The organism is Nocardiopsis sp. NPDC058631, assembly GCF_042716955.1.
GTDB lineage: Bacteria > Actinomycetota > Actinomycetes > Streptosporangiales > Streptosporangiaceae > Nocardiopsis.
In genome coordinates, this window is record NZ_JBHXQY010000071.1 from 22,513 (window position 1) to 33,649 (window position 11,137).

9 protein-coding genes and 1 pseudogene are annotated in these 11,137 nt (G+C 73.6%); 5 read left to right on the forward strand and 5 right to left on the reverse strand.

The window, feature by feature from the left end:
- Positions 1-14 precede the first annotated feature (14 nt).
- The 4 genes and pseudogenes from ACFWTE_RS21360 to ACFWTE_RS21375 form a co-directional block, all read left to right on the forward strand.
- Positions 15-644 carry a DUF4352 domain-containing protein gene (locus ACFWTE_RS21360; RefSeq protein ID WP_378781412.1) on the forward strand — a complete coding sequence of 210 codons (630 nt, stop codon included), beginning with the start codon at positions 15-17 and terminating at the stop codon, positions 642-644.
- Positions 645-850: 206 nt separating this feature from the next.
- Positions 851-1,999 (forward strand): hypothetical protein, encoded by a 1,149-nt coding sequence (locus ACFWTE_RS21365; protein ID WP_378781413.1) that lies wholly within the window; start codon positions 851-853, stop codon positions 1,997-1,999.
- 10 nt (positions 2,000-2,009) lie between these two features.
- On the forward strand, positions 2,010-2,261 hold the full coding sequence (locus tag ACFWTE_RS21370) for a hypothetical protein (protein ID WP_378781414.1): 252 nt from the start codon (positions 2,010-2,012) through the stop codon (positions 2,259-2,261).
- 186 nt (positions 2,262-2,447) lie between these two features.
- Positions 2,448-2,663: pseudogene (locus tag ACFWTE_RS21375) on the forward strand (GNAT family N-acetyltransferase); the annotation flags it as partial.
- Between the two features lie 121 nt (positions 2,664-2,784).
- On the opposite strand, the gene ACFWTE_RS21380 reads toward ACFWTE_RS21375, so the two are convergent.
- The 4 genes from ACFWTE_RS21380 to ACFWTE_RS21395 all read right to left on the reverse strand — a co-directional run bounded on the left by ACFWTE_RS21380 (position 2,785) and on the right by ACFWTE_RS21395 (position 6,374).
- Positions 2,785-3,417 carry an MBL fold metallo-hydrolase gene (locus ACFWTE_RS21380; RefSeq protein ID WP_378781415.1) on the reverse strand — a complete coding sequence of 211 codons (633 nt, stop codon included), beginning with the start codon at positions 3,415-3,417 and terminating at the stop codon, positions 2,785-2,787.
- The gene (locus ACFWTE_RS21385) at positions 3,414-4,499 is read right to left on the reverse strand and encodes an S-(hydroxymethyl)mycothiol dehydrogenase (protein WP_378781417.1); all 1,086 of its coding nucleotides are present in this window, start codon (positions 4,497-4,499) and stop codon (positions 3,414-3,416) included. The genes ACFWTE_RS21380 and ACFWTE_RS21385 overlap by 4 nt, the downstream gene beginning before the upstream one ends.
- A 103-nt stretch (positions 4,500-4,602) precedes the next feature.
- A complete protein-coding gene (locus ACFWTE_RS21390; RefSeq protein ID WP_378781418.1) occupies positions 4,603-5,478 on the reverse strand; it encodes a LysR family transcriptional regulator in 876 nt (291 codons plus the stop codon).
- 134 nt (positions 5,479-5,612) lie between these two features.
- Complete coding sequence (locus tag ACFWTE_RS21395; protein WP_378781421.1) at positions 5,613-6,374, reverse strand: SDR family oxidoreductase; 762 nt, start codon at positions 6,372-6,374, stop codon at positions 5,613-5,615.
- 108 nt (positions 6,375-6,482) lie between these two features.
- Between ACFWTE_RS21395 and ACFWTE_RS21400 the strand changes: the two genes are divergently transcribed.
- On the forward strand, positions 6,483-9,707 hold the full coding sequence (locus tag ACFWTE_RS21400) for a BTAD domain-containing putative transcriptional regulator (RefSeq protein WP_378781419.1): 3,225 nt from the start codon (positions 6,483-6,485) through the stop codon (positions 9,705-9,707).
- Between the two features lie 218 nt (positions 9,708-9,925).
- Here the strand turns inward: ACFWTE_RS21400 and ACFWTE_RS21405 are convergent, their stop codons facing one another.
- Positions 9,926-10,735, reverse strand: coding sequence for a peptidoglycan recognition family protein (locus ACFWTE_RS21405; RefSeq protein ID WP_378781420.1), 810 nt, complete (start codon positions 10,733-10,735; stop codon positions 9,926-9,928).
- Positions 10,736-11,137 lie beyond the last annotated feature (402 nt).

Consider the following 11,137-nt stretch of genomic DNA (forward strand, 5'->3'; position numbering starts at 1 on the left):
GAGAGTGGTGTGCGATGTACGAGCAACCGCCGGGCGGTCCGCAGTACCCGCCCTACGGTCAGCCGCCCCAGCGGACGGCCTGGCCCTGGGTGCTGCTCGGTTGCGCGGGAGGCGTGGTGTTTATGGTCCTGCTGTTCGTCGGATGCACGGTGGTCCTGCTCTCCGACGGGCCCGATCCCGTCAGGACCACGGCCGACGACGACCCCGGTGGAGCGTCCGAGGAACCGTCCGGGGAGGACGAGGGCGCGACCGAGGAGGAGCCGACCGTGGGCATCGGCGAACCCGGTGACGCGGGCCAGTGGGAGGTCACGGTCGACGGCATCTCGTCCTCCTCCGTCCACAGCGACGGCTACCTGGAGGAACAGGCGCAGGGGGAGTTCCAACTCCTCGACCTGACCGTGGAGAACATCAGCGACGAGGCGGGGTTCTTCGACGAGGCCGACCTGACCCTCGTCGACGACAACGGGAACAGCCACGCGGCCACCTCGTCCCTGGGGGCGGAGGGCTCGCTGTTCTACGAACAGGTCAACCCCGGCAACCAGGTGACCGGGGTGGCCGTCTTCGACGTCCCCGAGGGCACCGACCCCGCCACGCTCGAAGTACGCACCGACACGAGCGGACCCCTGGAGATCAGCCTGGACTGAGGCCGGCCGATCCCGGGTGTTCGGGGAGGGGAAGCATCCGGGTCCGTCCGCCGGTCCGGCAGTGTGCAGAGAAAAGAAAAAGGGAAGGAAAGCGGAAAGGGAAACCCATGGAACACCTGTGTTAGTCTGGCCGGGTCGGCGGCAGGAAAAAAGTCCTTTTTCTTTTTCCTGCTTGCCTTTTCGGGTTCTTCTTGTAGTGTTTCGGCATGCCGATAAACCCCTCCCCTTCCCCTGTCGTGCTGTCCGCCGCCGTGATGTCCCACCCCGGCCGGCGGGCCTTCGCACTCCGGGTCCTCGACGCGCTGGCGCTTCCCTCTGCCGACCTGGCGCTCGACCCGGAGCCGGACGGGCCGCCCAGCTCCCTGCGCAGCTCACAGGTGGCCTTCTCGCTGGCGGTCGCGGCCGAGAGCACGCACCACCTCGTCCTCCAGGACGACGTCCGCCTTTGCGACGACTTCCTGGAATCGGTGCGCAGCGCCGTGGAAAACCACCCGGACGCCGCCCTCGCCCTTTTCGTGGAATGGGGTTCGCGGACCGCCTGCCTGGCCCGGTGGGCGGTGTTCACCGGCACCGGGGCCGTTCCCGTGATCAACCCGTACATGCCCACTCTGGGAATGGTCCTGCCCCGGGGCCTCGCGGTGGAGATGGGCGAGTTCATGAAAGGCGCGGACGGCAGGTCCGACGACCGGGCCGCCCTCGCGTTCCTGCGCGCAAGGGGGGCACGGACCCTGGCCCTGGTCCCCAACCTGGTGGAGCACCGCGAACTGGCGAGCCTCAAGGGCAACGGAGGCCACGGGGCCAGGCACTCGGTGTGCTTCGCACGGGAGGGCGCGCGCTTCGGCGGGGAGGTGCTGGACGTCCCGCCGACCCTGCCGTTCCTGCGCTGGAACAGCGGTGAGGCCGTGGCCCTGGACCCCGCCCACGACGTCCCCGAGGCCCACCGCCCCCTGATGGAGGTCCTCGTGGGGTGGGGCGCGACCGAACGGGAACTGCGCGGCGAGTTCCGCGAGGGGGGGTTCACCGACGCCGCGGGCGGCGGAGCGGTGGCCGGTGGACCGCTGTTCGACACCTGGCTCACCGCCGTCGCCTGCGGCGCGGTGCAGGAGGGGCACTGGCCCGGCACGGTGGCGGGGCTGCGGGACAGGTGGGACGAACCGGGGGTGCGCAGGGCGCTGGGCACGTTCGCGCCGGGCGCGCTGCGGCTCTTCGCCGACACGGAACGGCTGGTGTCGCGGGCCGAGGAGTCGGCCCTGGCAGTGCTCGCGGCGATGGAGTACGGGACCCGGTTCGCGGGGGCCGGCCGACCCGCCCGGACCGCCGGAAAACCCGTGGCGCCGCACCGTACCCGAACATAGGGTGCCTGGCATGACCACACCCGCCCTCTCGCTCCGCACCGCGGAGATCACCCCCGAGAACGTCGGCACCGCCCTGGAGGTGAAGGTCCGCGAGGACCAGAACGCCTTCGTGGCCCCCGTCGGCCGCTCCCTCGCCCAGGCCTACGCCTCCCGCGCCACCGCCTGGCCCCGGCTGATCCTGGACGGGGACGGGGCCGTCGGCTTCGTCATGGCCAACTTCGAGCCGGACGCGGAGGACCCGGACTTTCGCTGCGGCATCTAGGCCGTGTTCCGCGGATCATTCCGGGCTCGCAACCGCCAGGCTGCCTCTCGCTGCGCCGACCACGCTTGGACAGCCAGACCCGGGCTGACCTGCGCTACTCGTCTTGCGAGAGATTGCCTGGAGGCCGCTCGCGGCGATCGGCGCAAGCGCCGAATCAACCGAAAGCATCCACGGAACACGCCCTAGCGCCTCAACATCGCCGAGGGCGCACAGCGGAAGGGCTACGGCCGGTTCGCGGTCGGGGCTGTTGCCGACGAGGCGCGCAGACGCGGGAACCGGCGGCTCACGGTGATGTGGGTGCCGGGGGAGGGGAGCCCGGAGGACTTCTACCTTGGGCTGGGGTTCCGGCCCACCGGGCGGGTGGTGGAGGGCGAGGTGGTCGGGGAGATGCTCCTCGACTGAGAAGGTCCCCGCCCCGCCCCGCCCCCGGTGCCGTCCGCGTCGCAGGGGCCGGGAGCGGACAGCGTGACGGCGGTCCCGTGTACGCCCCTCGGGGTACACGGGACCGCCGTGGCCGGTGTGCCTAGTGGCCCCGGTCGAGCCACTCCTGGAGGTGGGGCGCCTCCGCGCCGACCGTCGTCGAGTCGCCGTGCCCGGTGTACACCACCGTGTCCGGAGGCAGGGTGAGCAGCCGGTCGCGGATGGACCCCACGATCGTCGGGAAGTCCGAGTAGGAGCGCCCCGTCGCCCCCGGCCCGCCCTGGAACAGGGTGTCCCCGCTGAACAGCGCGCCCAGCGCGGGCGCGTACAGGCACACCGCCCCCGGTGCGTGGCCCGGCGTGTGCAGCACGGTCAGCTCGGTTCCGGCCACGGTCACCGGCCGCCCGTCGGACAGCTCCCCGTCGGGGGCGCGGCCCGGGTGGGTCATGTCCCACAGCACCCGGTCGTCGGGGTGCAGCAGGATGGGCGCGCCGACGGCGTCGGCCACCGCCGGGGCGGCGTTGACGTGGTCGTTGTGCGCGTGCGTGCACACCACGGCCACGACCCGGCGCCCGCCCACCGCCGCCACGATCGCATCGGCGTCGTGGGCGGCGTCGACGACCACGACCTCCTCGTCGTCACCGACCAGCCAGACGTTGTTGTCGACCTCCCACTCGCCGCCGTCCAGGGCGAAGACCCCGGAGGTGGTCAGGTGCTCCACGCGCGCGCCGCTCACAGCCGCACCACCGAACGCAGGACGTCGCCGCGCTCCATGCGGACGAAGGCCTCCTCGATGTCCCCCAGGCCGATCTCCTCGCTGACGAAGCCGTCCAGGTCCAGACGGCCCTGGAGATAGAGGTCGACGAGCATGGGGAAGTCGCGGGAGGGCAGGCAGTCGCCGTACCAGGACGACTTCAGGGCGCCGCCGCGGCCGAACACGTCCAGCAGGGGCAGCTCCAGGCGCATCTCCGGTGTGGGCACGCCCACCAGGACCACGGTGCCCGCCAGGTCGCGGGCGTAGAACGCCTGCTCGTAGGTCGAGGGCAGGCCGACGGCGTCGATGACCACGTCCGCCCCGAAACCGCCGGTCAGCTCGCGGATCGCCTCGACGGGGTCGGCGGCGGAGGCGTTGACCGTGTGGGTGGCGCCGAACCCGCGCGCCTGGTCGAGCTTGCGGTCCTCCAGGTCCACGGCGATGATCCGGTTCGCCCCGGCGAGTCGGGCCCCGGCCACGGCGGCGCAGCCCACACCGCCGCAGCCGATGACCGCGACCGAGTCGCCGCGGGTCACCCCGCCGGTGTTGACGGCGGCGCCGATCCCGGCCATGATCCCGCAGCCGAGCAGCCCGGCGGCGGCCGGTGAGGCCTGGGGGTCGACCTTGGTGCACTGCCCGGCGGCCACGAGGGTCTTCTCGGCGAACGCGCCGATGCCCAGGGCCGGGGAGAGCTCGGTGCCGTCCTCCAACGTCATCTTCTGCGTGGCGTTGTGGGTGTCGAAACAGTACTGGGGGCGCCCCCGCCGACAGGCGCGGCACTCACCGCACACCGCCCGCCAGTTCAGGACCACGTAGTCCCCGGGCCGGACGTTCGTGACGCCCTCGCCGACGGTCTCCACCACGCCCGCCGCCTCGTGGCCGAGCAGGAACGGGTACTCGTCGTTGATGCCGCCCTCGCGGTAGTGCAGGTCGGTGTGGCAGACCCCGCACGCCTGGACCCTGACCACGGCCTCCCCGGGGCCCGGATCGGGAACCACGATCGTGGTCAGTTCGACGGGTGCTCCCTTGGCACGGGAGATCACACCCTGTACCCGCTGAGACATCTCTGCTCCCAAGACGTGGCTGTTCGGCGGGGCCGGAGGGCCCCGCTCCCGCCACCATGCCCCACCGGGATCACACATGTCCAACATGTGAGATGTGTGGGATTCACGCGTGGGAGTCATCAATAGGGTGCTCCTCGCGCAGCAGGTCGAGGAACGCCCTCGTCGCGCTGGAGGGGTGGGCCCCGCGGGGCGTCGCCAACCCCACCCGCCACCGGGTGCCGCCGGGCAGGGGCGCGCTCAGCAGCCCCGCCGCCTGGGGTTTGTCCACGACCGGGCGCGGCACGACCGCGACCCCCATCCGCCGGCGCACCAGGTCCAGGAGGGTGTACACGTCGTTGACCTGGAGGGCCACCCTGCGGGTGATGCCGAACTCCGCGAACGCCAGGTCCGCGCAGTCCCGCGCGCCCCACCCCGGGTGCAGGTCCACATAGGCCTCCCGCTCCAGCTGGGCCAGTACGTCCCCCGTGTCGATCGCGTGGTCGGGGCCGGCCAGCAGCATCAGCGGCTCCTCCGTGATGTGCGTCAGGTCCACGCCCTCCTCGCCGTCGAGCGTGCCCGCCACCAGGGCCGCGTCCAGCCGCCCGGCCCTCACCTGGTCCATCAGCTGCCCCGTGGCCGCCTGCTGGAGGTTGATGGCCACCTCCGGGTGCAGTGAGCGGTAGGCGTGCAGCAGGGGTGCCGCCTCCACCACGCCCATGCACTGCTCGGTGCCCAGCGCCAGGGCGCCGCGCACCCCGTGGCGGTCGGCCACCAGGTCCCTGAGCCCGTCGGCGGCGGAGAGGATGCGCTGGGCCTCGGCCCACAGCATGCGCCCGGTCGGGGTGGGGGTCACGCGCCGGGTGGTGCGCAGGAGGAGCTGGGTGCCGAGGTCCTTCTCCAGGGCGCGGACCGACGCGGACAGGCCGGACTGGGTGATGCCGAGGTGCTCGGCGGCGCGGGTGAAGTGCTGCTCCTCGCACACCGCGGCGAAGTGTCTCAACTGTCGAAGCTCCACTGCGTCAGCCTAACGAGCGGAGCCGACCGGGCCGACCGCCCCGGCCACGGCGGTCGGCCCGGAGCCCGGTGCCCACCCCGTTTCCTCGCGTCACACCGGCAACGGTTCCGGCGGGCCCGCTACAGGGACGGGGACAGGCCCATCCCGAGGCCGCCGTCCACGGGGATCTCCGCGCCGGAGGTGAAGGTGGCCTCGAACCCCAGGAAGAGCACGGCCCGCGCGACCTCGGCGACGGTGCCGTGGCGGCCCATGGGGGTCGCCTCGTCCCCGACCCTCTTGTGCTCGGCCCTGGTCTCCTCCGTGAGGCCCCTGACGCCCATGGAGGGGGTGTCGACGAAGCCCGGCGCCACCGAGTTCACCCGGATCCCGCGCGGCAGGAGCTCGGAGGCGAGCACCCGCGAGAAGCCCAGAACGGCCGCCTTCGTGCCGGTGTACACGCCCATCCCCGGGGTCCCGCCCGTGTTGGTGACCGACGTGGTGAACACGATGGACCCGCCGTCGGCGACCAGCGGCAGCAGCCGCTGCACCGTGAAGAACGCCCCCTTCGTGTTGACCGCGAACATGTGGTCGTAGGACTCCTCGGTGACCTCCGTGAAGGGGGAGAACTCCGCCGTGCCCACGTTGACGTGCAGGAAGTCGATCCCGCCCAGGGTCGAGCGCACGGTCTCGGCCAGTGCTTCGGTGTCGGCCAGGTCGGCGGCGTCGGCACGCACCACGTGCACCTGCGGCCCCAGCCTGCCGCGCGCCTCCTCCAGGTTCTTCTCGTTGCGCCCCGTCAGCAGGACCCGTGCCCCTCCGGCGACCAGGTCCTCGACCACGCCCAGACCCATACCGTGCGTCCCGCCGATCACCACGGCCCGCTTACCGCTGTACTCGCTCATCGTTCCCACCAGGTGTCTCCCCGTGGGGAGGCCCGGCGGCCTCCCCGTGTGAGCACCACGATGGCCGCGGCCGCCACGGATCCCCCACGGGGACACTACGGTTGGGGCATGCGTTTCGGGGTGCTGGGTCCGCTGGCCGTGTGGACCGACGACGACGAACCCGTCAGGATCGGCGAGGCCAAGGTCCGCGCACTGCTCACGTCCCTGCTGCTGGCCGGGGGAAGGCTGGTGCCCGCCGACCGCCTCGTCCGCGACCTGTGGGGAGACCGCCCGCCCGCCCGGCCCGCCGCCGTCCTCCAGGCCAGGGTCTCCCAGCTGCGCGGCGACCTGGAACGCGCCGAACCCGGAGGGCGCGCCCTGGTCCGCCACCGCGCGCCCGGCTACCTGCTGGAGACGGACGACGTCGACGCCGCCCGGTTCGAGGACCTCCTGCGGCGGGCGGGCGCAGAAGCCGACCCCCGCACCAGGGCGGACCTGTTCACCCGCGCCCTCGACCTGTGGCGCGGTCCGGTCCTCTCCGAGTCCGCGGACACCGAACCCGTCCTGTCCGCCGCCGCGCGGTGGGACGAACTGCGGGTGACCGCCCTGGAGGAGCGCGCCCTGGCCCGCCTCGACCTGGGCGAACACTCCTCGCTCGTGGCCGAGCTCGCCGACGAGGCACTCCGCCACCCCTACCGTGAACGCCTCCACGCAGCCCACATCCGCGCCCTCTACGGCGCGGGCCGCCAGGGTGAGGCGCTCGCCGCCTACGAACGCCTCCGCGCGCGGCTGGCCGCGGAACTGGGGATCGACCCGGGGCCCGAACTGGCCGACCTGCACCGCGCCGTCCTGGTCCAGGACCCGGCCCTGGGCCCGGTACGCGGTCGGGGGCGGACCGCCCAGGCCCCGCCCCGGCACCCGGAACCGCGGCAGCCCCCGCCTCCGGGGACCGGCCTCCTGCCGGTGCCCCCCGGTGACCTGGTCGGACGCGACGCCCACCTGCGCGCCCTGCGCTCCCTGGCCGGGGACCGGCGCCTGGTCACCCTCACGGGCCCCGGCGGGGTCGGCAAGACCCGACTGGCCCTGGCGGTGGCGGCCGGGGACCCGGCCGACGGCGTGCGGTTCGTGGAGCTGGCTGGCCTGCCCCCGGGCGGCGACCCCGTTCCCGTCCTGGCCGCCGCCCTCGGGGTACGCGACGACGGCGCCACCCCCGGCCCCGGGCTCCTGGACAGGGTCGCCGAACTCCTGCGGGGCGGGCACCACCTCCTGGTCCTCGACAACTGCGAACACGTCGTGGCCCCCGTCGCCGCCGCGGTCTCACGGCTGCTGCGCGCCGCCCCCGGCCTGCACGTCCTGGCCACCAGCCAGGTGCCCCTCGACGTCACCGGCGAGCACCTGTACGCGGTCCCCCCGCTGGACCTCCCCGAACCCGGAGCCCACACCCCCGAGGACCTCGCCGCCTCGGGGGTGGTCCGGCTCTTCACCGCCAGGGCGGAGGCCGCGGTCGCCGGGTTCGCGCTCGACGCCGACACCGCACCGGCCGTCGCCACGGTGTGCCGCAGCCTGGACGGGATCCCCCTCGCCCTCGAACTGGCCGCCACCCGGCTGCGCCACATGCGGGCGGCCGACCTCGCCGCCCGCCTGGACGACCGCTTCGCGCTCCTCGGGGTGGGGCGCCGCGACGCGCCCGCCCGCCAGCGCACCCTGCGGGCGGTGATCGACTGGAGCTGGGAACCCCTCGGCGCGCCGGAGCGCGCCGTGCTCTCCCGTCTGGCGGTCCACGCCGACGGCTGCGACCTGGCCACCGCCGAGCAGGTCTGCGCCGACGCGGGCGACGTCCGCCCGGCACAGGTGCTGGACCTGGTCGGCTCCCTCGTCGACCGGTCGCTCGTCGTGGCCTCCGACCACCCCGCGGGAACCCGCTACCACCTCCTGGAGTCGGTGGCCGCGTACGCGCTCGAACGCCTGCGTGAGGCCGGGGAGGAGGGGCGGACCCGGGCCCGCCACGCGGCACACTTCGCCGACCTGGCCGAACACGCCGACTCCCTGGTGCGGGGCGCCGACCAGGGGTACTGGTTGGAGCGCCTGGACCGTGAGAACGCGAACATGCGTGCGGCCCTGGAGTTCGCGGTCGGCGAGCGCGAAGCCGACCTGGCCGCCCGTCTGGCGGGCGCCCTGTGCTGGTACCGGTACCTGCGCGGACGCACCGGGGAGGCCCGCGCCGCCCTGGACGCCGCCCTGTCCGTGCACTCCGGACCGTCGCGCCCCGGCCCGTCAGCGGACGTAGCGTCCCCGGAACCACGGACCCCGGACGGCCGGCCCCGGCCTGCCGGGGCCGCGCGCGCCGAGGCCGTCGTGTGGCGAACGGCCCTGGCCGTTCCCGCGTCCGAGGACGACCGCGCCAGGCGCGCCACCGTCACCGACGACCTCGCCGGCGTCGCGGGCCCGGCCGCCCGCGCCCGGTTGGCCTGGTTCGTCGAGCTCACCCGCTGGGGGCTCGGCGACCTGGACCGCTCGACGCGGCGGACCGAGGAGGCGTACGCCGCGTCACGGGAGGCGGGCGACCCCTGGGGGGCAGCCGTCTGCCAGGTCGGTCTCGCCCAGACCGCGTTCGTCCAGGGCTCCCTGGAGGAGGCCCTGCGCCTGGCGTCCGAGGGTGAGCGCGTCCTGCGCGAACTGGGGGACCGGTGGGGTGTCCTCCAGGCCTCCGACGTCCTCGCCCAGACGGTGGAGGCGCTCGGCGACCTCGCGGGTGCCGCCGAACGGCACACGGAGGGGCTGAGGATCGCCGAGGAGCTGCGCCTGTGGCACACGGTCTCCCTCACACTGTCCGGTCTGGGCAGGATCGCGTTCCTGGACGGCGACCTCGACCGCGCCGACGCCCTGCACGACCGTGCGCTGCGCGTGGCCCAGGAGCACTCCGACGCACTGGCCGAGCAGTTCGCCGACGCGGGGATCGCACTGACGGCCCGCCGCAGGGGCGACCTGGACCTGGCGGAGCGGTCGCTGCGCCGCCGCCTGGAGTGGAACCGGCGCGCGGACGGGCGGATCGGGACCGCGTTCATCCTCACCCAGCTGGGGTTCGTCGCCGAGCAGCGCGGCGACGCCGCCGTGGCGCTGGACCTGCACCGGCAGGGACTGGCCGAGGCCGAGCGCAGCGGCGACCCCAGGGCCGTCGCGCTGGCCCTGGAGGGGCTGGCCGGGGCGCGCTCCCTGGCCGGGGAGCACGGCGGGGCCGCCGAACTCCTGGAACGCGCCCACGCCCTGCGCGACGGGGTCGGAACCCCGCTGCCGGCCGCCGAGCGCTGGGACGTCGACCGGATCACCGAGCGGATCCGGGCCGGCTCAGGCTGAGCGGGGACGTCCGGCCGCCGGGCCGGGACACGCCACGGTGTCGGGAACGCGGTGGTGCGGGCCGCCCGCGGCCCCTCCGGGGAGCGGGCAGGGCCGGTGGGGCCGGGGGAGGGCCGCCGGAAGGGGCGAAGAGAAAGGGCGGTGCCCGCCGGGGGACGACGGGCACCGCCGGATCCGGTCACGAGTGACGCTGAACGGGGAAGCGTCCTCGCGGTGGGTCAGCGGGTGAAGTCGTCCGCTCCCCGGCCGGGGCCGTGGTAGAACTCGCGCTCCGGCTCGTCGTCGGGCACGGGCGGGTAGGTCGGGCCCTCACCGGAGGGTTCGCGCAGCGCGTCCACGTCCATGCCCTGGGCCGTGAGCACGCTCGCGGCCGCGTTGCGCAGGTTGGGGAGCATCGCGTAGAGGACGTTGCCGGGGCAGGCGGTGGCGTTGAAGTCCCGGTGGCCCCGGATCGCGCTCTGCGGGTTGAGCCCGTAGGCCCCGCACAGCCAGGCCAGGGTGGCGACGAGGGAGTTGGTCAGGCCCTGCGTGGGCCCCGTGGTCATGTAGGTGCCCTCGTTCTCGATCCCGATGCAGGTGCTGTTGTTGTTGGCGACGTGGGTACCCACGACGTGTCGGCCCGCCGCGATGGCTTCCGGGGTGCGGTCGCGACCCTCCATGACGTGTCCGCCGCGGCTGATGGTCAGCTGCTGCCCCGCGTCGATCCAGCCGTTGCTGTCCATGTGGTAGTTCTGGATCGACTTGGACAGGGCCAGGGCGTGGTCGAGTGAGTAGTTGGTGCTGTTGGCCGTGGCGGTGTGGTGGACCACGATGTAGCTGGGCCGCGTGGCCAGGACCTGGATCGGGCTCGACGGCGGCCGGGCGTTCCAGGAGCCGCGCCAGTACAGGTACGGCTGGGCGGCCTGGGCTGAGGCGCTCGTGGCGCTGCCCACGGTGAACGCCCCGCCGAGGATGGCGGCGCCCGAGGCCACGGCCGCTCCGCGCAAGATGGTGCGTCGGCCCGGTCCGGGCGGGTGGGTGGGGGGCATGAGGGGGACCCTTCGTGGGGGATAGTTACCTGCCAGTTCATAAAAGAACACGACCACGGACCGTGCGCAAAGGGTGACTTGGCGATTTCTGTGTCCGCTACCGGCCAGAATGTAAACCACCTACCCCCGTAGGCAGAAGGTGTGCCCGGGTGTACCGCGACGCATGTCCGGGAGAATAAGCGATCTGATGTAGCAGATGTCTTTCCGGGGGTTTTCGCGGGAATGGCAGTGGCGTTTCCCGGCGATTTCAGGAATCGTTTCCGCAAAGGCCGTACGCGGTGGTCGTGCCGTTTTCCCCGGCGCCGCTCCTTTCCCGGGGCGCGGGTCGGAGCGCGAGGTCGGAGCACTGCCGAAAAAGGCAGGGAAACGTCACGGGGCCCGGTGGGACGCGTGGTCCCACCG